A 24,047-nucleotide genomic window follows, 5' to 3' on the forward strand; every position below is an offset into this window, starting at 1 on the left:
AATTGGGCATTGAAGTGCTTATGGATAAGGCGCAAGCAGCTATTGTTTTTGAATCGGGTAAAGAGGCTTTGCAAAGCTTGCGGAGCATCTTCAAGAGCCAAGTGTGCATGTAAAAAGCCCCGCTGGCAGTAACGGCCAGCGGGGCTGTGTGTCATGGTTTGAAGCAGACCTGCGCCAGATCAAGCGCTGGCGAGGTTCAAATTAGTACGTGAACTTGAGCGAAGCCACTGCCGAGCGGCCAGCAGCCATGGTGGCGTAGTGAGGCGAGCGCACGCCGCTGTAGTAGGTCTTGTTGCCCAGGTTGTAGACGTTCAGCTGGAATGCCAGGTTCTTGTCGATCTGGTAGGCCATCATCGCGTCGTAACGGGCATAGCCATTGGCACCCTTGGTCACAATGCCGCCATCCACGGTGGACACGGCATAAGCTGCGTTGACACTGCTTTGTGCGTAAATGCCCAGACCCAGAGTCAGCTTGGCCATGGGCTTGTAGCTGGTCCACATGCTGAAGCTGTGCTTAGGAGTGTTGGTGAAACGCTGGCCGTTGGCGATGTTGCCTACGCCCATGTTCTTCTGCTCGCTATCCATGAAGGTATAGCCGCCGAACACGCTCAGGTTGGACAGGATCTGGCCGGTGAAGCCCAGCTCCAGACCATTCACGGTCTTGTTGCCACCCATGTAAGTGCCGGTTGCATCAGTGATGCGGACATTGGTCACTTCATTGCGGAAGATAGCGGCAGTCAGGTTCAGCTTCTTGTCCAGCAGGTCCCACTTGGTACCCAGTTCGATGGACTTGGTCTTCTCTGGCTTCAGGCTGAGCAGTGCATCTGTCGTCGTGGTCAGATCTTCGTTACCGTTGCCCAGAGTGGAGCCACCGGGACGAGAAGCTGTGCCGAGGTTAGCGTAGATGCTGCCATTGGCTGCAGGCTTGTAGACCACGCCCAACTGGTAGTTGAACAGGGTGTCGCTGCGGCTCAGGTCATACGCAGGGTAGTTGCTAGGTGCGCGGCCACCGGCAGGGCCGGATGTGCTGAGCTTGTAGTGGTCTACGCGCAGACCACCATTCACCAGCCATTGTTCGTTGAGCTTCAGAGTGTCAAAGCCGTACAAAGCAACGGTGTCCACCTTGTTGACGGTGGCTTGGGCGGGCAGAGACCATGCAAAGTTCCAGGGGGCGTTGGCACCGCTGGGGTTGCTCAGTGTGGTGCACCATGGATCAGACACCGAAGTGCAGGTGCCGCCGCTTTGGATGGCGCTGGAGCGGACGTCGGACTTTTCCTTGGACAGTTCCAGACCAAAGGCATAGGTATGACCCACGGAGCCGGTCTGTTCCTTGCCGGTGAACTCGGTCACGTTTTGCAGAGTCGTTGTCTCGGACATGCGAGCATTACCACGGCGCCAGACAAAGCCATTGATGGCATTGCCCTTGCTGTCGTCAGGCTGGGTCCAGACATAGTCCTGCTTGGTCTTGCTGTAGCGCAGGCTGTTGCGGATCTTGTTGGTGTCGGTGAACTTGTGTTCGACCGAGGCGGTGAACATGTCGCTCTTTTCTTTTTCGAAGTCGCGATTGTTCAGGCCGTACCAGTTGGCGCGATCGTTGCCGTAAGTGGGGCGAACAGTGGAGCCGCCGGGCAACTTGGCCATGGCTGCATTGGTGTACAGATAAGGCACGCCACCATCAGGCGTGTTGTCTGTCTGCAGGTGCTGCCACGACAGAGTCACTTCCGTGGGAGTGCCCATGCCAAAGGTGACGGTAGGCGCAATGCCCCAGCGCTTGTTGTCGGGACCATTGCGGCCGGGGACATCGGCGCTGTGACCCATGGCGTTCAAGCGGAAGCCGGTGGTGTCATTGATCTTGCGGTTGATGTCCAGCGTGCCGCGCAGATAGTTGTCGGTGCCCAGACCCACATCGCCAGCGATGAAGTTCTCGTTCTTGGCTTTTTTGGTGGCGATGTTGATCGAGCCGCCAGCGCCGCCGCGACCAGCATAAGCCGAGTCTGCGCCCTTGATGACTTCCACGGCTTCGACGTTGAACACTTCGCGGGTGCCTGCGGAGATGTCACGCATGCCATCCACAAAAGTGCTGGACTGGGCGTCCATGCCGCGGATGAAGGGCTGGTCGCCAGAGGGGTTGCCGCCTTCGCCGTTACCGAAGGTGATGCCGGGGGTGGAGCGCAGAGCGTCCTGCAGGCTGGTGGCACCCGTCTGCTTGATGAGTTCTTCGTTGATGACCTGAACGGTCTTGGGAGTGTCCAGCAGAGGGGCGGTGAACTTGCCTTGGGTGCTGGTTTCGGCCTTGAAGCCGCTGTCAGCGGCTGCTTCGACATTCACAGTGGAGAGCGTGGTTTCCTGCTGAGCCATCGCGCTGGCGCCGATCAGGCACAGGCCTGCGGCAATCACGATTTGCTTGAGCTCGCAGCGCAAGCCATTGGAGTCGGTTGGAGTCAGATAGTTGTTGAACATGCTTTTGAAGGAGTCGTCGGTTTTATTGAAAAAGCGATCGGATTCTAGGTGATATTGATAATAGTTCTCGATTAGATTCTCAACAGAGCCCTACAAAAAACGTGATTTGTTGCAAAGTGGCAACAGGCAATGCCGCTGCCTGTCCGTTTTTGTACAGATCTGTGGAGCCAGGTCTGTCGGGTCTTGTCGACGGGTGTGCACCCGCATTGGAGCTGTGGTTTGTTTACGTGAAGTAAAGTAAATAGAAGTGATATGCATTTAGAATTTTCAACTACTAAAATGCCGCATATGTTGTGCAAGCACTACTGAGCCGCCGGCAATCTGTCAGGCATACGGGCTCGGTCTGGCGGCTTTGCAATCCCTGAAAGTTCTGAATGACAGCGGCTTCCTCCAACGCTCCGCAGCGGGCGTACTGGCTTAAAAAATTGCACGAATGGCACTGGATCAGCTCCGCGATCTGTCTGATCGGCATGCTGCTGTTCGCCGTAACGGGCTTCACCCTCAACCATGCCGGGCAGATTGAAGCCAAGCCCAAGGTCGAGACGCGTGAGGCGCAACTGCCTGCTGATTTACTGGAAAAACTGCAGCTAGCCCAGAAACAGAGCGCGCAAGCTGCTAGCAAAGATGTAGTGACATTACCGGCCGATATTGAAGGCTGGCTGGCACAGCAGATCAAGGTCAGCGCCAAAGGCTTTGCCGTGGAGTGGAGCGAAGAGGAGGCCTATGTGCCCCTGCCGCGCCCCGGTGGCGATGCTTGGCTGCGTGTTGATATGAAGGATGGCGCGGTCGAGTACGAAACGACGGACCGGGGCTGGATCTCTTACCTCAACGATTTGCACAAGGGCCGCCACGCTGGTGCGGCCTGGAGCTTGTTCATTGACATGTTTGCCATCGGCTGCCTGGTGTTCTGTATTACGGGCTTGCTGATTTTGAAGATGCACGCGCAGCGCCGCCCCATGACTTGGCCCATGGTGGGTCTGGGCTTTGTTTTGCCGGTGCTGCTGGTTTTGCTGCTGGTGCATTGAGCTGAATTTTGTGAAGGAAAAAAGAATGGCGAAGAGGATTTTCAAGACCTCGGTGGCATTGAGCGCCTTGATGGGCCTGCCCGCAATCGCAGGTGGCCTGAATGTGTCTGTTACCGTGCCCCAGTTGCAAGTGGCCGAGTACCACAAGCCTTATGTGGCCGTGTGGCTGGAAAAGGCAGAAGGCGGCGTGGCAGCGAATCTGTCCGTTTGGTACGACGCCAAGATGAAAGATGGCGAAGGCACCAAGTGGCTCAAGGACATGCGCCAGTGGTGGCGCCGCACCGGCCGCGAGCTGAGCTTTCCCATTGATGGCGTGACCCAGCCTACCAAGCCTGCAGGTGCCCATGCCCTGTCGTTTACCGAAGGCAAGAACCCTCTGCCCAAGCTGGCTCCCGGTCAGTACAAGCTGATGGTGGAAGCCGCACGCGAAGTGGGTGGACGTGAGCTGGTGTCCATTCCGTTTGAATGGCCCGTCAAGCAGGCGACCAGCCTGAGCGCTACCGGCAATGCCGAGCTGGGCGCTATTAAATTGAATATCACCCCCTGAGCGGCTTTGCCGCTTCCCCCTCTCTGCTGCGGAGGGGGACGACGCCTCGCCGCAAGGCGGCTCTTGCTCGGCGTCTCTTTTATAGGCCGTGCCGGTTTTCGAGGCCGCGCCTTGTATCCCTGATTTGTCACCCTTTCTACTCTCAAGGACCTGATATGAAGTTCAAAACACGTGCTCTCGCTGCTGCCGCTCTGGCGCTGACCGTACTGGGCGCACAGGCGCATGACCTGTGGTTCAAGCCTTCCAGCACCGTGCTGTCCAAGTCTGACTGGGTCACGGTGGATGCAGCGGTGTCCAACGATGTGTTCTTCTTCAACCACCGCCCTCTGGGTCTGGATGCCGTCAAGGTCAGCGCACCCGATGGCTCTGCAGTGGAGATGAAGAACGTCGCCAAGGGCGAGCTGCGCAGCATGTTTGACTTCAAGCCCGAGAAGACTGGCACTTACCGCGTGACCATGCTGATGACCGGCGTGATGGGCGGCTACAAGGACGCCAACGGCCAGCCCAAGCGCCTGCGTGGCTCGGTGGAAGAAGTGCTCAAGCAGATTCCTGCCGACGCCAAGGAAGTGCGAGTGACGGAAAACCTGCGCCGCATGGAAACCTTTGTCTCGCTGGGCAAGCCCTCGACCATCGCCCTGACTGGCAAGGGCCTGGAGCTCAAGCCCGTGACTCACCCTAACGATCTGGTGGCCAGCGAAGAAGCCACGTTTGAGTTCCACATCGACGGCAAGCCCGCCGCGAATCTGGAAATCGAACTGGTGGCCGACGGCATTCGTTATCGCGACGGTGTGGACGCCATGAAGCTCAAGACCGATGCCAAGGGTCAGGTCAAGATCAAGTTCCCCCGCGCCGGTCTGTTCTGGCTCAATACCGATGCGACGGACAACAAGACCAGTGTTGCCAAGGCGACCGAGCGCCGCCTGAGCTATATCGCGACCCTGGAAGTGCTGCCATAAGCTTTGCGCTTGATGCATTGAATACGCGCCCGACCAGGGCGCGTCGTTGTTTTCGCTTTTGCTGATCTTTTGAATCGCTGTTCATGACCACAACACCGCGTGTGCGCTTTGATGCCAGCCTCTGGAAGTTGCCTTCGCAGGTGGTTCCAAATGCGCTACACCCCGCACAGGCGGTGAACTTTGGCGTGCAGCGCTGGAAGCCTGCCAGCCTGCAGCATCAGCAAGATGGGCGCATTCATCGCCTTTCCGGCCAGACCATGGGTACGCACTGGTCACTGCGGCTGGCCAACCCTGATTACCTGCCCATGGCGCCCGTGCAGGCGCTGCTGCAGCAGGTGTTTGATGAAGTCATTGCCCAGATGAGTAACTGGGAGGCCGACTCCGTCATCAGCCGTTTTAACCAGTCAAAACCGGGTCAAGTGATTGCACTGCCTGCGGAATGTGCTCATGTTCTGGAAGCGGCGTTGCACTGGGCCGAGCTTTCGGGCGCCGCCATGGACCCGAGCATGGGCGCTCTGGTCTCGCTATGGGGCTTTGGCCCGCGCCAGAACCCGCTGCAGCCGCATCAAGGCCAGACCCCTGCGGCACAGGATATTGAGCGGCTGCTGCAGACCAGTGGCTACCAGCATTTGCAATGGAATGCGCAGACCCTGCAACTGCGGCAACCGGGTGGGCTGGAGCTGGATTTTTGCGGCATTGCCAAAGGCTTTGCCGTGGACTGGGCAGTGCAAAAGCTGCAAGCTGCTGGCTGGGCTGCGGGCTTGCTGGAGATTGGCGGTGAGCTGCGCAGCTGGGGCCAGCGCCCCGACGAGCGGCCCTGGCAGGTGCAACTGGGCACGGGTGCTACCGAGAGTGAGCCTTTGGTCGTAGCCATCAAGGATGGCGCTTTTGCCACCTCGGGCGACTTCTGGCACCAGTTCAGCGTGGATGGCCGTCGCTATTCGCACACGCTGGACCCGCGAACGGGCTGGCCTGTGGCACATGATCTGGCCAGCGTAACCGTGTTTCATGCCGAATGCATGCACGCCGATGCGTTGGCGACCGTGCTCACGGTGCTGGGGCCGGATAAAGGTATGGACTTTGCCCGCCAGCACGCTATTGCGGCGGTGCTGAGCTCTCATTCAGATGAGGCCGGGGCAGACAGGCGGGTGCTTAAGACTCCGGCCTGGATCAATCAATTTGGGGCATGACTGTGGAATGGATTTTGACGCCTGAGCGCCTCTCTGGTGCTATGGCTTTAGTAGCTTCTTACGCTTGCCTGTGCTGGAGTATTGCCGTAAAAGTGCGTAAACAACGCAAGGCGGAAGATGCGGAAAGCAGCACCTCCCAGGGCAATGCCGCCGCGCCTGCCGTGCTGGTGGTCTACGGCAGCCAGACCGGGCAGGCTGAAGCACTGGCCCGCGCAACGGCTCAAATGCTGGTCGATGGCGGCTTGCAGGTGCGCCTGCTGCCCGTGGAAAAGCTGACCGAAGATTTGCTGCTGCAGCACGCCCACAGCCTGTGGATGCTCTCCACGACCGGCGAGGGCGATGCGCCCGACCATGCGCTGGGCTTTGTGCAGACGCTACTGTCGGCCCACCCGCAACTGCCGCAGCACCAAGCGCTGGTGCTGGCCCTGGGCGATCGTGAATACCAGGAGTTCTGCGCTTTTGGCGTGGAAGTGCATGAATGGTTGCAGGCCAGTGGCGCAAGCAGCGAGCTGATCTGCGTAGATAACATGAATGCCGAAAGCCTGCAGACCTGGCAGGCGCAGGTGGGGCAGATTCGCCAGAGCCTGCTGGGCGAATCCGCCGCGCAGGAGCCAGCGCCCGCAGACTGGCTGCAAACGCCAGTCAGCCTGCCTTTTGTGCTCAGTCAGCGCCGCTTGCTCAACCCTGGAAGTCAGGGTGGGGCCTTGTATCAGCTTGACTGGGTCCCACAGGCGGGCGAGCTGCCGCTGTGGGAGTCTGGTGATCTGGTCTCGCTATGCGTGCCTGCCGACCCAGAGCGGGCGCGCGACTATTCCATCGCCTCGGTTATGGCGGATGGCAGCCTGCAACTGCTGGTGCGCCAGAGCATGCGTGCGGATGGCTCGCCGGGCCTGGCCTCAGACTGGCTCTGCCGTAGCATGGCGGTGGGCGATGCGCTGGCACTGACGGTGCGCGCGCACAGCGGCTTCAGACTGGGTGATAACGCAGAGCGGCCTCTCATGCTGATCGGCAATGGCTCGGGCCTGGCAGGCCTGCTCAGCCACATCAAAGCCCGTGTAGAGCAAGGCCGCAGCGATCAATGGCTGCTGTTTGGCGAGCGCAGCCCGCAGCACGATGCTCTGTGTGCCGAGCAGCTGGCTGCATGGGTTCAAGGTGGCCAGTTGGCGCGGCTGGATCAGGCCTGGTCGCGCAACGGTAAAGACTCACGCTATGTGCAGGATTTGCTGCGCAGCCATGCCGAAGAGGTACGCAAATGGGTGGAGCAGGGCGCGGCCATCTATATCTGCGGCAGCTTGAATGGCATGGGCCAGGGTGTGCACCTTACGCTGCAGGCGATTCTGGGCGAAGCCAAAGTGGATGAGCTGCTGGGGTCAGGCCGTTACCGCCGCGATGTGTATTGAGCGCGAAGGGCATTGAAGCCCTTCCTCAGAAACGCAAAAAGCTGGCTAATGCCAGCTTTTTTGTGGTCAGAGCAAGCCTTGGCTTACTTGACGTGCTTACCGATCAGGCCAGCCATCTCGAACATGGAGACTTGTGGCTTGCCGAACACTTCCTTGAGCTTGGCGTCGGCGTTGATCATGCGCTTGTTAGCAGCGTCTTGCAGGTTGTTGGCCTTGATGTAAACCCACAGCTTGCTGATGATTTCAGTGCGGGGCAGGGGATCCTTACCAACCACGGCAGCCAGAGCAGCGCTGGGAGTCAGGGGTTTCATGAAGGCAGCGTTGGGAGTGCGCTTCTTAGCGGCGGGAGCTGCTGCGGGTGCGGATGCTGCAGCGGTTGCCTTCTTTGCAGTTGCCATGTTGCTTATTTCCTAATTGGGTAGTGGACTTATCACCAGCGAAAAACAGCTGCAATCCACTGGTTGAGTCTGATGCTAATGGCAAAAAATCTCTCTTCCAAGCTAGAAAGACGTTTTTTTACTTTGATTTGTTGCTACGAGGCCCTTTAGAGCCTGTTTCCGTGGGTTTTCCCCCGGGAGTGTTGTGAAAAAGTTGCTCCCTTTGTCCGGCAGCCTGAGTCTGTGCTAACGCTCCATCGCTGTCCGAGGCAAGATAAGAGCGTAGTTTGATCACCTCCCGGAGACTTTCATGAGCGATTCCTCCTCACGCCCGTCCTTCAGCACCTGTGACCTGTGCGATGCCCATATCAGCGATGACAGCGGAGACTTCCGTGTGCTGCCGCCCGTTTTCCACAGCTTTGGTGCGCACGCCAGTTTTGCGGGTGAAGTCAGTACTGTTCAGTGTCTGGATGACAACAGCCTGGTGCGTAGCGCTCTGGCCGAGCCGGGCCGGGGTCGTGTTCTGGTAGTAGATGGCGGCGGCTCCCTGCGCCGCGCGCTGGTAGGTGGCAATGTGGCGGCGTCAGCGGCCAAGAACGGCTGGGCGGGCGTGCTGGTCTACGGCTGCGTGCGAGATGTGGCCGAGCTCAATGCCACGGCAGTGGGGCTGTATGCGCTGGCGCTGAACCCCATGCCTACGGTGAAGCAGGGGCAGGGCCTGCGCGATGTCTATGTGCAGATCGCTGGCTTGTGGGTGCGTCCGGGCGACTGGCTGTATGCAGACGCAGATGGCATTGTGGTCAGCCGCCGCAATTTGCTGGATCTCCCTTTAATTTGATAGCGGGTAGCGATTTATCCAAAAGGGTTTGAGGCATATTTCCCTTTAAAAAATCGCAACCCTGACCCAGGCTCAGTAATGCAATTCGGCTGGTGCTGGTGCTGGTGCTGGTGCTGGTGCTGGTGCTGGTGCTGGTGCTGGTGCTGGTGCTGGTGCTGGTGCTGGTGCTGGTGCTGGTGCTGGTGCTGGTGCCATTTGCCGTGTGTTTATCAATGCTGAGTTGGGGGCGGCTAGGACAAGGCACTGCTTTGGGGTTGTGCGCAAACCCAGTGTCTCTTTGCCGCGCCACTCGCTGCTGTTTAACTGCTTTTACCTCGGTATTTGTGTGCAAAAAATGAGCACAGCAGCGTATGCGATGTGACTTTCTCCATACTGCATTTGAAGGATGCGAGTGTTTTGAAGAATTCATCTCTCGGTTTTTCACGAAGCAAGAGTTGAATTTCTTATTATGAAATTTCATGATGTTGCAGTGCCGCAAATTTTCTCAATATGAGAAATTACTTTTCTCATTGTGAAATTAATAAATAAGTTGTTGTTTTTATTTGTGTAAATTTATAGTCTTTTATAAGACATAAGAGTCGTTGAAAAAGCATTGAAGACGTAAAGTTGATTCCAAGGACGAACACCTAACCCTCTCGTTTAACCGCTAAGGAGTGACCTGACCATGCCCCAATCTCTGAACCAACAGCTCAGCCGTGAACAGCAAATCGCCGCCCTCGAAAAAGACTGGGCGCAAAACCCCCGCTGGAAGGGTGTGAAGCGCGGTTACTCCGCAGCTGACGTGGTTCGCCTTCGCGGCAGCCTGCAGCCAGAGCACACACTGGCCCAGCGCGGTGCTGAGGTGCTGTGGAACAAGATCAATGGCGACTCCAAGAAGGGCTACGTGAACGCCTTTGGCGCTATCTCCGCAGGTCAGGCCATGCAGCAGGCCAAGGCCGGTCTGGAGGCCGTGTATCTTTCGGGCTGGCAAGTGGCTGCGGACGGCAATACGTCTGAGACTATGTACCCCGACCAGTCGCTGTATGCCTACGACTCGGTGCCCACCATGGTGCGTCGCATCAACAACACCTTCAAGCGCGCTGACGAAATTCAGTGGGGTAAGGGCGTGAACCCCGGTGATAAGGAATTCATCGACTATTTCCTGCCCATCGTGGCCGATGCAGAAGCCGGTTTCGGCGGCGTGCTGAACGCCTTCGAGCTGATGAAGAACATGATTCAGGCTGGCGCAGCTGGCGTGCACTTTGAAGACCAGCTGGCTGCTGTGAAGAAGTGCGGTCACATGGGCGGCAAAGTGCTGGTGCCCACCCGTGAAGCCTGCGAAAAGCTGATTTCTGCTCGCTTTGCCGCTGATGTGATGGGTGTGCCAACTATTATTCTGGCCCGCACCGATGCAGAAGCTGCCAACCTGATCACCAGCAACCACGATGCCAACGATCAAGCCTTCCTGACCGGCGAGCGCACACAAGAGGGCTTCTACCGCGTCAAGAACGGTCTGGAGCAATCCATCAGCCGAGGTGTGGCTTACGCCCCTTACGCCGATCTGGTGTGGTGCGAAACCGGCGTGCCAGACATTGGCTTTGCCCGTGAGTTCGCGCAAGCCGTGCATGCTGCCAGTCCCGGCAAGCTGCTGAGCTACAACTGCTCGCCTTCGTTCAACTGGAAGAAGAACCTGAACGACAGCCAGATTGCCTCCTTCCAGGAAGACCTGTCTGCGCTGGGCTACAAGTTCCAGTTCATCACGCTGGCCGGTATCCACATCAATTGGTACAACAGCTTCCAGTTTGCCCACGCATACGCCAATGGCGAAGGCATGAAGCACTATGTGAATATGGTGCAAGAGCCCGAGTTCGCAGCTCGCGAAAAAGGCTATACCTTTGTATCGCACCAACAGGAAGTGGGCGCAGGTTACTTCGACGATGTGACTACTGTGATTCAGGGCGGTAGCTCCAGCGTCAAGGCGCTGACCGGCTCCACTGAAGAAGAGCAGTTCCACTGATCTGCTGCTGCTTTGGGCAGTGAACCTGCCCAGGTCGTGAAAATTTAAAAAGGGTTATGCGTTCGGGGCGAAAGTCCCGGACGCTTTTTTCATTGCCGGGTTAAAATGCTGCGACTTCAATTCACAAGGGCGAGAAAGGCATCAACGGTTATGACACCGCGAACTACATCGGAGATGTATTTCAGCTGCTGATGGCAGCTGGCGGTTCGCGCCTGCCCGAGATTTCTCGACACCTTCATCAAAGCGCGGACTGGTTCCGCGCTTTTTGCTTTCAGGCAACTCCAAAGCTTTGGCGCTGGCTTTCACCCACAAAAATTTGGTTTGACAAGGAATTTCATGATCAACATCACGCTCCCCGACGGTTCCAAGCGCGAGTATCCCGGCCCGGTCTCGGTGGCCGAGGTTGCTGCTTCGATTGGCTCGGGCCTGGCAAAGGCGGCTCTGGCTGGCAAGATCAATGGCAAGGTAGTGGATACCAGCTTTGTCATTGAGAACGACTCCCCTCTGTCCATCATTACCGCCAAGGATGCGGATGGCCTGGATGTGATCCGTCACTCCACCGCCCACTTGCTGGCTTATGCGGTCAAGGAACTGTTCCCAGATGCCCAGGTCACCATCGGCCCTGTGATTGAAAACGGCTTCTACTACGACTTCTCGTACAAGCGTCCCTTTACGCCTGAAGACTTGGTCGCCATCGAAAAGAAGATGACCGAGCTGGCTAACAAGGATGAACCTGTGCAGCGCCGCGTGCTGCCACGCGATGAGGCGGTGGCGCATTTCAAGAGCCAGGGCGAGAACTACAAGGCCGAGATCATTGCCAGCATCCCCAGCAATGAAGATGTGAGCCTGTACCGCGAAGGCGCTTTTGAAGATCTGTGCCGCGGCCCTCATGTGCCCAGCACCGGCAAGCTCAAGCACTTCAAGCTGATGAAGGTGGCTGGCGCTTACTGGCGCGGCGACCACCGCAATGAAATGCTGCAGCGCATCTATGGCACTGCTTGGGCGACCAAGGATGAGCTGAAGGATTATCTGTTCCGCTTGGAAGAAGCCGAAAAGCGCGACCACCGCAAGCTGGGTCGCGAGCTGGATCTGTTCCACATCGACGAGCATTCGCCAGGTACCGTGTTCTGGCACCCCAAGGGCTGGTCGGTCTGGCAGCAGGTTGAGCAGTACATGCGCAAGGTCTATCAAGACAACGGCTATCAGGAAGTGAAAGCCCCCCAGATTCTGGACAAGACTCTGTGGGAGAAGACCGGTCACTGGGATAAATACCGCGAAAACATGTTCACGACCGATTCGGAAAAGCGTGAATATGCGCTCAAGCCGATGAATTGCCCCGGTCACATCATCATCTTCAAGCAAGGCATCAAGAGCTACCGCGATCTGCCACTGCGTTTTGGTGAGTTTGGCAACTGCCACCGTAACGAGCCCACCGGTTCGCTGCACGGCATCATGCGCGTGCGTGCATTCACGCAAGATGACGGCCATATCTTCTGTACTGAAGATCAGATTCAGGCTGAAGTGACCGCTTTCACGGCACTGCTGCAAAAGGTGTACGCAGACTTTGGTTTCACCAATATTCTGTATCGCCTGTCGACCCGCCCTGAAAAGCGCATCGGCAAAGACGAAGACTGGGACAAGGCTGAAAACGCTCTGGCCGAAGGCCTGCGTGCTTCGGGCTGCGAGTTTGAATATCTGCCGGGCGAGGGTGCCTTCTATGGCCCCAAGATCGAATACACCTTGAAGGATGCGCTGGGCCGTGAGTGGCAATGCGGCACGATTCAGGTCGACCCGAACTTGCCCGAGCGCCTTGATGCGGAATTTGTGGGTGAAGACGGTGACCGCCACCGCCCCATCATGCTGCACCGCGCTATTCTGGGATCGCTCGAGCGTTTCATTGGCATTTTGATCGAACACCACTCTGGCGCGCTGCCCGCTTGGCTGGCTCCTGTGCAGGTTTCCGTACTGAATATTACGGACGCTCAGGCGGACTATGCCAAGGAAGTGGCGCAAAAGCTGCAAAAAGCATTGCCGAATCAAAGCCTTAGAGTAGTGACTGATCTGCGCAATGAAAAGATTACGTATAAAATACGTGAGCATTCCATGCAGAAGCTGCCCTACATCCTTGTCGCAGGCGATAAAGAGAAGGCAGCTGGTGCGGTTGCAGTGCGCGCCCGGGGGAACAAAGACCTCGGTGTGATGTCGGTCGATGCATTTATTGAATTGATCGCCCAAGACATCACGGCCAAAGCCTGAGGCAAATTAATTTTTGTGGCGGGTCGGTCTGCGTGCAATGCACGCTAGCCGGCTACGCTGTTGTAGCCATTTCAATCCAAGGTGAAAACCATAGCTACTGAATTTCGCGATCGCCGCCACCGTGAAGAGCGCAAGCATCGACTGAACCGAGAAATCATGGCGCCTGAAGTGCGTCTGTCTGGTCCTGAAAACGAGCCTCTGGGCATCGTATCGCTGCAAGAAGCGCTGCGTATGGCCGGTGAGCTGGACGTTGATCTGGTGGAAATCGCTGCAACAGCGGTTCCTCCCGTTTGCCGTTTGATGGACTACGGCAAGTTCAAGTATCAGGAACAGAAGAAGGCTGCTGAAGCTAAGGCCAAGCAGACTGTCATCGAAATCAAGGAAGTGAAATTCCGTCCTGGTACCGATGATGGCGACTACAACATCAAGCTGCGCAATATCCGCCGATTCCTGGCGGATGGTGACAAGTGCAAGATCACGCTGCGTTTCCGTGGTCGTGAAATCACGCACCAGCAGCTCGGTCTGAATTTGCTCAATCGTCTGCGTGATGATCTGGCTGACTCCATCCAGGTGGAACAATTCCCCAAGCTGGAAGGTCGTCAGATGATCATGATGATTGCTCCAGCTCGCGCAGGTAAAAAACCTGCCCCTGGCGCAAAAGTCTCGGGTGATGGCGCTGCTGCAGCACCAGAGGCTGCAGATAAGGCATAATTGCCGTTTTGCTTTGCAGCAAGAGTGGGCTCAGCCCACTTTTGTTTTGTAAGGTAGACAAAAAGAATTTGCAGGCTTGCCTGCAAGACATGAGTGAGGTTTCGGCCTGACTGATGAACAAGTGCCTCGGAGGCTAGCGAAGTGCGTGCAGGTTGTACGCCGCCTTGCGAGCACAAATTCAATAGGAGCATTCACATGCCCAAAATGAAGACCAAAAGCAGCGCGAAGAAGCGTTTTCGCGTTCGTCCCGGTGGTACCGTCAAGCGCGGTCAAGCCTTCAAGCGTCACATCTTGACCAAGAAGACCACGAAAAACAAGCGTCACCTGCGTGGCATTGTTAACGTGCATTCCGGCGATATGGGCTCCATCGCAAAGATGTTGCCTTCCGCAGGCTTGTAATTCACTGACGAACTAGGAGAAAACTAATGCCTCGCGTCAAACGTGGTGTAACGGCCCGTGCCCGTCACAAAAAAGTTCTAGCCCTTGCTAAGGGTTTCCGCGGCCGCCGTGGCAACGTCTATCGCGTTGCCAAGCAAGCCGTAATGAAGGCTGGTCAGTATGCCTACCGTGACCGTCGCAACAAGAAGCGTGTGTTCCGCCAGCTGTGGATCGCCCGTATCAATGCTGCTGCACGTGAACTGGGTCTGACATACAGCCAATTCGCCAACGGTCTGAAGAAGGCTGCCATCGAAATCGACCGCAAGATGCTGTCCGATATCGCTGTGCACGACAAGGCTGCTTTCGCAGCTATCGTCGACCAAGTCAAAGCCAAGCTGGCTGCCTGAGGTCACGATCGGTAGTTGCTTTTAATTGAGTAGCTGCTGGCGCACAAACAGCAAGGGCTAGGGCTTGAAAAGGCACTAGCCCTTGTTTATTTTTAAGATTCGATAAAGAGTCGATATGAACGAGTTGGATTCTCTGGTCGAGAGCGCGCAACAGCTGTTTGCGCAGGCCCATACCCCCGCTGATCTGGAAAATGCCAAGGCGCAGTTTCTGGGCAAGTCGGGCAAGATGACTGAGCTCATGAAGGGCATGGCGCAGCTTTCCGTCGAAGAGAAAAAATCGCGCGGCGCTGCCATCAACGTAGCCAAGCAGGCAATTGAAGCGGCCCTGACCGCCCGCCGCCTGGCATTGGCCGATGCCGAGCTGCAAGCCCACCTGAAGGCTGAAGTGCTGGATGTGACATTGCCCGGCCGCCGCCGCGGTGCCGGTGGTCTGCACCCCGTGTCCATCACGCTGGAGCGTATCGAGGGCATTTTTGGCTCCATGGGGTTTGATGTAGCCCAGGGCCCCGAGATCGAATCCGACTGGTTCAACTTCACGGCGCTGAACACGCCCGAAGACCACCCCGCGCGTTCCATGCACGATACCTTCTATGTGGAAGGTGGCACGGCACACGCCCCTAACTTGCTGCGTACGCACACCAGCCCCATGCAGGTGCGCCACGCTGTTCAGCACGTCAAAAAATACCGCAATGCGCTTGATGCCGGCCAGTCCATGCCCGAAATCCGCGTCATTGCCCCCGGTCGCACTTACCGTGTGGACTCGGATGCCACCCACTCGCCCATGTTCCACCAGTGCGAAGGCCTGTGGATTGGCGAGAACGTCAGCTTCAAGGACTTGAAAGTGGTCTTCACCGACTTCTGCAAGACTTTCTTTGAATCGGATGATCTGGTGCTGCGTTTCCGCCCCAGCTTCTTCCCGTTCACCGAGCCCTCGGCTGAAATCGACATCCAGTTCCAGAGCGGCCCGCTGGCCGGCAAGTGGCTGGAAGTGGCGGGCTCCGGCCAGGTGCACCCCAACGTGGTGCGCAACATGGGTCTTGACCCCGAAAAGTACATCGGCTTTGCCTTTGGCATGGGCCCCGACCGCCTGACCATGCTGCGTTATGGCGTGAACGACCTGCGCCTGTTCTTCGACGGCGACATCCGTTTCCTGTCGCAGTTTCAGTAATTGAAAAAGTGAGCTGCTAGCGCTCGTTAATCAATCACTTCAGATGGTTTTGATACTGAAGTGCATGTAGATCAAGCGCCTGCCGCTCATCTTTTAAAAGTACGCATGCCCAGCCAGTTGCAGACCGACGCGGTGCAGCTGGCATGAACGCCCAAAAGTCTGACTATGCAATTTCCTGAATCCTGGTTGCGTGAATACTGCAACCCCAACCTGACCACCCAGCAACTGGCCGACACCCTGACCATGGCCGGTCTGGAAGTGGAAGAGCTGGATCCCGTGGCACCTCCCTTCACCGGCATCGTCGTCGGTGAAATCAAGGAAGCCGTGCAGCATCCCGACGCCGACCGTTTGCGCATCTGCCAGGTGGATGTAGGCGGCCCCGAGCTGCTGAACATCGTCTGCGGCGCACCCAATGCACGCGTGGGCATTCGCATTCCCTGTGCCACCGTGGGCGCCGCGCTGCCGCCAGGCGCGGACGGCAAGCCCTTCATGATCAAGGTGGGCAAGCTGCGCGGTGTGCAAAGCTTTGGCATGCTGTGCTCGGCCAAGGAGCTGGGCATTGACGACGACGCCAGCGGCCTGCTGGAGTTCCCTGCCGATGCGCCTCTGGGCCAGAACGTGCGTGAGTACCTGAATCTGGACGACACGCTGTTCACGCTGAAGTTGACGCCTAACTTGGCGCATTGCCTGTCGGTGTACGGCGTAGCGCGCGAGCTGTCGGCATTGACTGGCACGCCGCTGAAGGCTTTGTCTTTCCCCGCTGCTGCTGTGGCCTTGCAAGACAAGCTGCCCGTCAAGATTGAAGCGACCGATCTGTGCGGCCGCTTCTCGGGCCGCATCGTGCGCAATGTCAACACGCAAGTGAAGACGCCCCAGTGGATGGTCGATCGTCTGGCTCGCTGCGGCCAGCGCTCGGTGAGCCCGCTGGTGGACATTTCCAACTATGTGATGTTCGAGCTGGGTCGCCCCAGCCACATTTTTGATCTGGACAAGATCAGCGGTGGTCTGACTGTGCGTTGGGGCCAGCAGGGCGAAACGCTCAAGCTGCTCAACGGCAACACCATCAAGATTGACGACTTCATCAAAGTGGGCGTGATTGCCGACGACAAGGAAGTCGAATCGCTGGCCGGCATCATGGGTGGCGATGCGACTGCCGTGTCCGACGACACCAAGAACATCTACATCGAAGCCGCCTTCTGGTTCCCCAAGGCCATGGCTGGCCGTTCGCGCCATTTCAACTTCTCGACCGACGCGGGTCACCGCTTCGAGCGCGGCGTGGACCCCGAGTTCACCACCGAGCACATTGAGCGCATCACCGCGCTGGTGCTGGAAATCTGCGGCACGCCCGACACGCAAGTTGCGGCCATGGACGATCAAAAGCCCAACATGCCCCAGCCAAAGCCCGTGCAACTGCGCGTGGCCCGCGCTGCCAAGGTCATCGGCATGGCCGTGACCCAGCAGCAAGTGCTGGATGCGTTGAACGGTCTTGGCCTGCCCGCGACTGTGGTCAGTGAAGGTGTGGTCAGCGTGACTGCGCCCACCTTCCGCTTCGACATCAATCTGGAAGAAGATTTGATTGAAGAAGTGGCTCGCATGATCGGCTACGAAAACCTGCCGACCACCAAGCCGCTGGCGCCCATCTCGCCCAAGCTGCGCGCTGAAAACCAGCGCAGCCCGTTTGGCGTGCGCCATGAACTGGCGGGTCTGGGCTATCAAGAAACCATCAACTTCAGCTTTGTGGAAGAAAAGTGGGAGCAAGAGCTGGCGGGCAACAACAACGCCATCAAGCTGCTCAACCCCATTGCCAGCCATTTGAGCGTGATGCGCTCGTCGCTGCTGGGTTCCTTGCTGCAAGTTTTGAAGTTCAATGTGGACCGCAAGGCCCAGCGCGTACGCGTGTTTGAACTGGGCCGCGTGTTCTTCAAGGACGACACCGTGGTGGAGTCCGACACCACCGTCAAGGGCTTTTACCAGCCCATGCGCGTGGCAGGTCTCGCCTACGGCGCAGCCGAACAGTTGCAATGGGGCAAGGCAGAAGCCAAGGTGGACTTTTACGACGTCAAGGGCGATGTGGAAGCCTTGCTGGCACCGGCCAAGCCCGTTTTCGAGCCTGCTGAGCATCCTGCGATGCACCCCGGCCGCTGTGCCCGTGTGCTGCTGGATGGCAAGGAAATCGGCTTTGTCGGCGAACTGCACCCCAAGTGGCGCCAAGAATGGGATCTGGCCCAGGCGCCTGTGATGTTCGAGCTGGAGCTCGACGCTGTGCTGGCGCGTAACGTGCCTGTGTTCAAGCCTGTGGCCAAGCATCAGGCTGTGGAGCGCGACATTGCCGTAGTGGTGAAGGAAGCTGTGACCCACACCCAGGTGATGGACGCCGTGCAGCAAGGTGTGAAGGGGGCTGTGTTGCGCTCAGCCGTGCTGTTTGACGTGTTCCGCCCCAAGAAGCTCAAGACCGGTGAAGAAGCCGCTGCAGGCAGCCTGGCTCAGGACGAAAAGAGCCTGGCCGTGCGTCTGACGCTGGGCAGCGATACCGCTTCATTGACCGATGCCGAGATCGACGCCGCCATGCAAGGCGCCATTGCCGCTTTGGTGGAGCGCGTTGCAGCGCGTCTGCGTTGATATGTTCAATCCCCAAGGAGATCGACCTATGGAGCTAGCCGTAGAAAGCATCGACAGCCCTGCGCTGACCAAGGCGCAGCTGGCCGATCTGCTGTTTGACGAAATCGGGCTGAACAAGCGCGAAGCCAAGGATATGGTGGATGCGTTTTTTGACCTGATCTCGCAAAAGCTGGTGGAAGGTGAAGATGTCAAGCTCTCGGGCTTTGGCAACTTCCAGATCCGCACCAAGGCGCCGCGCCCCGGTCGCAATCCCCGCACAGGAGAACTGATCCCCATTGCGGCGCGCCGTGTGGTGACTTTTCATGCCAGCAGCAAACTCAAAGAGCTGATTCAGGGCGAAAGCTCAGAGTTTTAAACCATTGGCGTGATACCTGATGCCTTGCACGCCAAGGCATCGCACAATTGAAGAGCTGACAAGTCTTGTGCCACCAACGGCGCAAGGTCCTGTCAGCTCTTCGCGTTATATTGCATACCTTCCTGCACCCAACCTCCACAGACTGCTTGCAACCAGCCATGGGTACCCATTTGCCAGCGATTCCCGCCAAGCGCTATTTCACCATTGGTGAAGTAGCCGATCTGTGCGACGTCAAGCCCCATGTTCTGCGTTACTGGGAGCAGGAGTTTGTACAACTCAAACCCATGAAGCGCCGGGGTAACCGCCGCTACTATCAGCACCATGAAGTGCTGATGGTGCGCCGTATTCGAGAACTGCTTTATGAGCAAGGCTTCACCATCAGCGGTGCACGCAATCGCCTGCGTGATTTGGTGGTGGGACATGGCAGAGCGCAGTCAACAGATTCATTGCGCGCACAAGAGCTAGCGCAGCCGGCCAACACAATGTCTGCCGAGGCACTTGCCCAAAGTCATTTGTTGGCAGAAATGCTGGAGCTGCGCACTTCTGAGCCAGCTAGTGCGTTGGGGATTGAAGAAGTTAAGCAGGAGCTTTTGCAGATCAGGGCGTTGCTTTCCCTTTGATGGGCTGAATCTGTGTATAATCAAATTCTTCGGAATGTAGCGCAGCCTGGTAGCGCACTTGCATGGGGTGCAAGGGGTCGCGAGTTCGAATCCCGCCATTCCGACCAAATTAGATAAGGGTTCCTAGCTATAAAGTTAGGAACCCTTTTTCTATTGCGGCGTATTTCCCAAAAATATAGTGGCTTGTGGGGGCGAGAAAAGTGGTGTAGGACTGCTGCAGGCGGCCCCGGCTGTTTGTGCAAGTAACTAAACACACGTCGGAACTCTTCACTGTATACCGTAGCGTGAATTACGCTGGGTTTGGTGGAGGCTAATTGGTTAAATTGCTGGCGTCGGTCAGCACAGTTGGCATCTTGCCATCAGTAGAAGTAGTTCGGTCATTTGAATAGCTTAACCCAGTTGCTGGGTGAGATCGCTGGGTCATGCCGCCAGCATTCTTGCAAGTGGCAATGCTGCAAAGTAGTCTCATCAGGCGGTGCTTGGCTGGGTGCCTGAGGGACGGCAAGTGGCGTGAAGGTCTACTTTGCAGATCCGCGCAGTCCATGGCAGAGTGGCACCTGCTAGAGCACGAACTCCAATACTTCTACAAGGCATTGACCTCTGCCGATAGGGTGAAAAAACTGCAGGCTGTAGCCATAACCTTGAACAACAGGTCACGCAAAACATTAGGTTGGAGGAAGCCTGTTGAAGCACTGGTTGTCCATCTTAAATTCTGCGTTTAACCCGGTATTGCGACGACCGGTTGAATCTACCCAGTTCACTGGTCATGACTGGCAGGGATTTCTGCACGACCATGACCTAGTCTCAGCATGAGCCGTCGAGGCAACTGTCACAGTAACGCTGTGTCGAGAGCTTCTTTCAGTTGCTTAAACGCGAGCGTATGCATCGCCAGATGTTCGAATCCCGCTATCCCGAGTAATTTGAAAAAGGACCTGCTGAAAGTCAGACCTTTTTCTCAATTACAGCGTTCAAATTTACCTCGGATTAAGCAGCTGCTATGAAACGAGCAGCACTAAAGCATGATCCTGTTTGAGGTATAGACCATCTGAAATCGCATTTCTTGGTCGGAAGGTGGAAATTTTCGGCTAGAATCAATAGCTCACGGAATGTAGCGCAGCCTGGTAGCGCACTTGCATGGGGTGCAAGGGGTCGCGAGTTCGAATCCCGCCATTCCGACCATAATAGATAAGGACTCCTAGCTATAAAGTTAGGAGTCCTTTTTCTATTGTTGCATCATTAGCAACAAATAAGGTAATTTTTGGGTAGTAATAGAGACAGTGGTGCGCAGCCTGCTGGAGGCTGCAGCGGTTTTTCATGCAAGTGACTAAGCACAATTTTCGGACAAATGGCTTGTGAGGCATGACCCCGACGATCTCGCCCAGCAACTGGTTGAGTTGTTCAGGCGGCGGGGTCATCTCTAGTGTTAAACCTATCTGGGAAAACGAAGTGTGAATTGGGTGCCTTTGCACGAGCTGCTGACGAGCACTTCTCCGCCGTGCATGAGCATGATTGAATGGACAATCGCGAGGCCTAGGCCGCCTGAATCATCGGGGTGGGAGCGAGATGCATCACAGCGGTAGAAGCGATCAAATATTCGGGGAAGATGTTCGTCTCCAATCGGTGGCCCTTGATTAAGTACCTCAATATCTAGCCACTTCGGTGCCCGAGTATTGCAGCGCAGCGTGACGACGGTATTGCTCTGTCCATAGCGAATCGCATTTGCCACAAGATTGGCCAAGGCGCGGCGTACCAAGCCATTGTCTGCGGTCAGATGGCCGTGGGCGCTTGCTTCAATCCGCATTCCGCGCTCCTGGGCCATTCCCTCGAAGTAACTCGAAAGCTGTTGCGATAATTTTTCCAAATCAACGGATTCCAGTTGCAACGCTGAGTCCTGCTTTTCTGCCCTGGCCAGAAACAGCATGTTGTCAATCATTCGCGCTAAGCGCTCGTACTCCTCTTGCTGGGAGTCGAGTAAATGCTCATAGTCTTCAAACGTTCGGGGCTGGCTCAGCGACAACTGGTTCTGAACCATGAGATTGTTGAGGGGGGTTCGCATCTCATGGGCTAAATCTTCCGAAAAGCGGGAAAGTTTTGCATACCCTTCCTCCAGTCGTGCCAGCATCAGGTTCAAGGCCGCCGTCAAAGCTTGCAGCTCTTGGGGCTGTTTTTGTTCATCCAGACGCAGGCCCAGGTGTTGGGGGCTAACGCCTGCCGCTTGCTGGCTTAGTCGGTGAAGGGGTAAAAGTCCGCGGCGCACTACTTCCCACCCGACGATGAACGCCAGAAGCACACCAGCTAACCACGCCACACCCAGATTCCAGCGATAAGCGGCCATCATCTGCTCGCGCTCAGTCAGTAATTTGCTCGCGATGATAAAGAGGTTTCCATCTCCGCTATTCACCTTTTCCCAGGCTATTCGAGCAGGTTCCGCGCTAGTGGTGGTGAACAAGGATAATGGCTTTAATTCGGAAATAATAGGTGTTGGTAAGTTTTCTGGATTGACATCAATTAATACTTTTCCTGCTTCGTTGATAATCCATAATGCATTATCTTTATTGCCAAGCATATTGGAGTAAAGCTTTGGCTGTTTTTTTAAAAAATCTATATTGCTATCATCTTTTATGATGTTTTCAATGCGATCAATGCGTCCCAGCAAGGCCATATCATCGCGGTATGCGACTTCCCTTTCCAGCGCGTTAAAAACATAAAACCCCATAAGAGCAAACAAAACCGCACTGGCCAAGGCAAACAGCAAAGCGAGCCTTAACCGAAGACTGGCATGTTTTTGATGCATCACGGCAGCGTGTCCTCTATGCGGTAACCCATCCCGCGCACGGTTTGGATGAGCTTGACTGAAAACCCATCATCAATTTTGGCCCGCAGGCGACGGATGGCTACATCCACCACATTGGTGTCGCTGTCGAAATTCATATCCCACACTTGGGATGCAATCTGGCTGCGCGACATGACCTCCCCTTTGTGCATTAGCAGTAGTTGCAGCAATGCGAACTCTTTGTTCGTCAAATCAATGCGCTGGCCAGCACGAATGGCCCGGCGTTTGAGCATGTCTACTTCCAGATCGGCCAGCTCGAAAGTGTCTTGCTGGCGTATCGGCGTTCTGCGCAGCAGGGTGCGCACTCGTGCCAAAAGCTCTGCATATGAAAAGGGTTTGATCAGATAGTCATCGGCGCCTAGCTCCAGGCCTTTTACGCGGTCCTCCACGGAGTCTCTTGCCGTCAAAAAGAGCACGGGAGCCTGATTGCTTTCACGAAAACGGCGAATAAAACTCCAGCCGTCAATGCCGGGCAGCATGACATCGAGGATCAGCAAATCAAAGTCGCTGGATTGTGCGATGAAAAGGCCATCAATGCCATCATTGGAGACCTCGACTTGATAGCCTGAATTCGTAAGACCTTTCTTCAGGTAATCGGCTGCCTTTATCTCATCTTCTATGATTAATATACGCATAATTAATTGCTTGTTGTTTTTAAATAAAAAAATGATAACGATAAATGGCCTGATCAACATTAAAAAAATGTAATGAACGTGCAATCTTGGCGTTAAGAGCAATGCGCAAAATTCCCTTTATTCGCTAAACAACTCGAATACAGGATGATCAAAATGCGATTGTTTTCCATCAAGCCGGTTGGCGGTTTTCTTCTCATGGCCTCGGCACATGCTTTTGCTGCCCAACCTGCTCCATTGCAACAAAGCAATATGTCGCTCAATCTGGCGAATGCTTTGTTGGAGGCAACCATGTCGGCATGCCATGCACAAGGCCGCTCTGCAGTTGCAGCAGTGATTGACCGTGGTGGTCATCTGCTTTCTTTACAGCGCGACGACAGTGTCGGACCACACAACACAGATGCCGCTGTGAAGAAGGCATTCACTGCGCTTTCAAGCAAGACGCCTTCGCGCATTTTTGCGGAAAACGCCCGCAAGAACCCCGAGTCCAACAATCTGAACACGATTGACAGCCTTTTGCTCATCGGCGGCGGAGTGCCCGTGAAAGTGGGTACCGAAGTCATTGGCGCTATCGGTGTTGGCGGAGCCGGTGGTTCGGCCATTGACGAAGGCTGCGCCTTGCAAGCCATCGACAAGGTGCTGGGCACCGCCAAATAACTGCTTTTATTCGTTTCTTTTCTTCATCCATTGATCTACACCCCCAGGAACTTCCATGCAAAAAACCAAACTGCTTATCGCCGGCCTGCTGTTGAATGCTGCTTTTGCCACCTCTGCTCTGGCCGCATCCAATCCTCTGAGCGTTCATGTGCTGAACTTGCAAGACGGTCTGCCGTCGGCGGGTGTGAATGTGAGCCTGGAAAAAAAGGTCGATAGCAAGTGGGTGAAAATCAACGAGGGCGTCACCAATGAGCAAGGTCGTATTCCAGCGCTTTACCCCTCCGAATCCATCATGGAAAAAGGCAGCTACCGCGTGACCTTCCAGACTGAGGAGTGGTTCAACAAGCGCAAGACCTCTACGTTCTTCCCTGAAATTCCCGTGATCTTCAAGGCTGACGGCTCGGTCCCTCACTACCATATCCCTTTGCTGCTAAGCCCTTACGGCTTCTCTAGCTACCGCGGTAACTGATTGGCGCTTGACTTCCTGGTACTTGGTGCAGGAAGTCGCAGCAGCAAGCGGAAAAATAGTTGCGATTCTGTTGCAGTATCAGAAGAGTTGTCGGGCAACCCGCTTGCGTATTTGCTTGTGGGATACCGCTATGCGGTGTTTGCTAGTTCAACA

22 protein-coding genes, 2 tRNA genes and 1 pseudogene are annotated in these 24,047 nt (G+C 56.1%); 21 read left to right on the forward strand and 4 right to left on the reverse strand.

Annotated elements, in window-relative coordinates:
* Window positions 1-201: 201 nt before the first annotated feature.
* Entirely contained in the window at window positions 202-2,460 is a 2,259-nt protein-coding gene (locus tag CLU84_RS06340) for a TonB-dependent siderophore receptor (protein WP_099736459.1), read from the reverse strand.
* A gap of 374 nt (window positions 2,461-2,834) precedes the next feature.
* Between CLU84_RS06340 and CLU84_RS06345 the strand changes: the two genes are divergently transcribed.
* The 5 genes from CLU84_RS06345 to CLU84_RS06365 all read left to right on the forward strand — a co-directional run bounded on the left by CLU84_RS06345 (window position 2,835) and on the right by CLU84_RS06365 (window position 7,578).
* Window positions 2,835-3,485 carry a PepSY-associated TM helix domain-containing protein gene (locus CLU84_RS06345; RefSeq protein ID WP_099736460.1) on the forward strand — a complete coding sequence of 217 codons (651 nt, stop codon included), beginning with the start codon at window positions 2,835-2,837 and terminating at the stop codon, window positions 3,483-3,485.
* A 25-nt stretch (window positions 3,486-3,510) separates the two neighbouring features.
* The gene (locus CLU84_RS06350) at window positions 3,511-4,032 is read left to right on the forward strand and encodes a DUF2271 domain-containing protein (protein ID WP_099736461.1); all 522 of its coding nucleotides are present in this window, start codon (window positions 3,511-3,513) and stop codon (window positions 4,030-4,032) included.
* A gap of 155 nt (window positions 4,033-4,187) precedes the next feature.
* Window positions 4,188-4,988: a DUF4198 domain-containing protein gene (locus CLU84_RS06355; protein ID WP_099736462.1), complete on the forward strand. Its 801-nt coding sequence runs from the start codon at window positions 4,188-4,190 to the stop codon at window positions 4,986-4,988.
* Between the two features lie 83 nt (window positions 4,989-5,071).
* Window positions 5,072-6,178 (forward strand): FAD:protein FMN transferase, encoded by a 1,107-nt coding sequence (locus tag CLU84_RS06360; protein ID WP_199173695.1) that lies wholly within the window; start codon window positions 5,072-5,074, stop codon window positions 6,176-6,178.
* Window positions 6,175-7,578 carry a sulfite reductase subunit alpha gene (locus CLU84_RS06365; RefSeq protein WP_099736464.1) on the forward strand — a complete coding sequence of 468 codons (1,404 nt, stop codon included), beginning with the start codon at window positions 6,175-6,177 and terminating at the stop codon, window positions 7,576-7,578. Before CLU84_RS06360 ends, CLU84_RS06365 begins: the two co-directional genes overlap by 4 nt.
* 83 nt (window positions 7,579-7,661) lie before the next feature.
* Here CLU84_RS06365 and CLU84_RS06370 read toward each other — a convergent pair whose 3' ends face one another.
* Window positions 7,662-7,976: an SWIB/MDM2 domain-containing protein gene (locus tag CLU84_RS06370; RefSeq protein WP_099736465.1), complete on the reverse strand. Its 315-nt coding sequence runs from the start codon at window positions 7,974-7,976 to the stop codon at window positions 7,662-7,664.
* Between the two features lie 289 nt (window positions 7,977-8,265).
* Between CLU84_RS06370 and rraA the strand changes: the two genes are divergently transcribed.
* The 14 genes and pseudogenes from rraA to CLU84_RS06435 all read left to right on the forward strand — a co-directional run bounded on the left by rraA (window position 8,266) and on the right by CLU84_RS06435 (window position 20,482).
* Window positions 8,266-8,793 (forward strand): ribonuclease E activity regulator RraA, encoded by a 528-nt coding sequence (gene rraA / locus CLU84_RS06375; protein WP_099736466.1) that lies wholly within the window; start codon window positions 8,266-8,268, stop codon window positions 8,791-8,793.
* Between the two features lie 92 nt (window positions 8,794-8,885).
* A complete protein-coding gene (locus CLU84_RS22150; RefSeq protein ID WP_199173696.1) occupies window positions 8,886-9,131 on the forward strand; it encodes a hypothetical protein in 246 nt (81 codons plus the stop codon).
* 326 nt (window positions 9,132-9,457) lie between these two features.
* Window positions 9,458-10,789, forward strand: a complete 1,332-nt coding sequence (gene aceA, locus CLU84_RS06380; RefSeq protein WP_099736467.1) for an isocitrate lyase — start codon at window positions 9,458-9,460, stop codon at window positions 10,787-10,789.
* 336 nt (window positions 10,790-11,125) lie between these two features.
* Complete coding sequence (gene thrS, locus CLU84_RS06385; protein WP_099736468.1) at window positions 11,126-13,045, forward strand: threonine--tRNA ligase; 1,920 nt, start codon at window positions 11,126-11,128, stop codon at window positions 13,043-13,045.
* 81 nt (window positions 13,046-13,126) lie between these two features.
* Window positions 13,127-13,756 (forward strand): translation initiation factor IF-3, encoded by a 630-nt coding sequence (gene infC / locus CLU84_RS06390; RefSeq protein WP_099736469.1) that lies wholly within the window; start codon window positions 13,127-13,129, stop codon window positions 13,754-13,756.
* Window positions 13,757-13,951: 195 nt separating this feature from the next.
* Window positions 13,952-14,155, forward strand: a complete 204-nt coding sequence (gene rpmI / locus CLU84_RS06395; protein WP_003053571.1) for a 50S ribosomal protein L35 — start codon at window positions 13,952-13,954, stop codon at window positions 14,153-14,155.
* Between the two features lie 26 nt (window positions 14,156-14,181).
* On the forward strand, window positions 14,182-14,541 hold the full coding sequence (rplT, locus tag CLU84_RS06400) for a 50S ribosomal protein L20 (RefSeq protein WP_099736470.1): 360 nt from the start codon (window positions 14,182-14,184) through the stop codon (window positions 14,539-14,541).
* 115 nt (window positions 14,542-14,656) lie between these two features.
* Complete coding sequence (gene pheS / locus CLU84_RS06405; protein ID WP_099736471.1) at window positions 14,657-15,709, forward strand: phenylalanine--tRNA ligase subunit alpha; 1,053 nt, start codon at window positions 14,657-14,659, stop codon at window positions 15,707-15,709.
* 165 nt (window positions 15,710-15,874) lie between these two features.
* On the forward strand, window positions 15,875-18,328 hold the full coding sequence (gene pheT / locus CLU84_RS06410) for a phenylalanine--tRNA ligase subunit beta (RefSeq protein ID WP_099736472.1): 2,454 nt from the start codon (window positions 15,875-15,877) through the stop codon (window positions 18,326-18,328).
* Window positions 18,329-18,356: 28 nt separating this feature from the next.
* Window positions 18,357-18,683 (forward strand): integration host factor subunit alpha, encoded by a 327-nt coding sequence (locus CLU84_RS06415; protein ID WP_099736473.1) that lies wholly within the window; start codon window positions 18,357-18,359, stop codon window positions 18,681-18,683.
* Window positions 18,684-18,841: 158 nt separating this feature from the next.
* A complete protein-coding gene (locus tag CLU84_RS06420) occupies window positions 18,842-19,303 on the forward strand; it encodes a MerR family transcriptional regulator (RefSeq protein WP_099736474.1) in 462 nt (153 codons plus the stop codon).
* A gap of 30 nt (window positions 19,304-19,333) precedes the next feature.
* Window positions 19,334-19,410, forward strand: a tRNA-Pro gene (locus CLU84_RS06425).
* Between the two features lie 616 nt (window positions 19,411-20,026).
* Window positions 20,027-20,210, forward strand: a pseudogene (locus CLU84_RS22635) (IS3 family transposase); the annotation flags it as partial.
* 195 nt (window positions 20,211-20,405) lie between these two features.
* A tRNA-Pro gene (locus tag CLU84_RS06435) sits at window positions 20,406-20,482 on the forward strand.
* Between the two features lie 250 nt (window positions 20,483-20,732).
* On the opposite strand, the gene CLU84_RS06440 is transcribed toward CLU84_RS06435, so the two are convergent.
* Together CLU84_RS06440 and CLU84_RS06445 are read right to left on the reverse strand one after the other, a co-directional pair.
* A complete protein-coding gene (locus CLU84_RS06440) occupies window positions 20,733-22,097 on the reverse strand; it encodes a heavy metal sensor histidine kinase (protein WP_099736476.1) in 1,365 nt (454 codons plus the stop codon).
* Entirely contained in the window at window positions 22,097-22,771 is a 675-nt protein-coding gene (locus CLU84_RS06445) for a heavy metal response regulator transcription factor (RefSeq protein WP_099736477.1), read from the reverse strand. The genes CLU84_RS06440 and CLU84_RS06445 overlap by 1 nt, the downstream gene beginning before the upstream one ends.
* 153 nt (window positions 22,772-22,924) lie before the next feature.
* On the opposite strand from CLU84_RS06445, the gene CLU84_RS06450 reads away from it, so the two are divergent.
* Both CLU84_RS06450 and uraH read left to right on the forward strand, forming a co-directional pair.
* Window positions 22,925-23,425, forward strand: coding sequence for a heme-binding protein (locus CLU84_RS06450; RefSeq protein ID WP_099737898.1), 501 nt, complete (start codon window positions 22,925-22,927; stop codon window positions 23,423-23,425).
* 55 nt (window positions 23,426-23,480) lie between these two features.
* Window positions 23,481-23,894: a hydroxyisourate hydrolase gene (gene uraH, locus CLU84_RS06455; RefSeq protein WP_099736478.1), complete on the forward strand. Its 414-nt coding sequence runs from the start codon at window positions 23,481-23,483 to the stop codon at window positions 23,892-23,894.
* Window positions 23,895-24,047: the final 153 nt, after the last annotated feature.

The sequence above is a fragment of the Comamonas sp. 26 genome, assembly GCF_002754475.1.
Lineage (GTDB): Bacteria > Pseudomonadota > Gammaproteobacteria > Burkholderiales > Burkholderiaceae_C > Comamonas.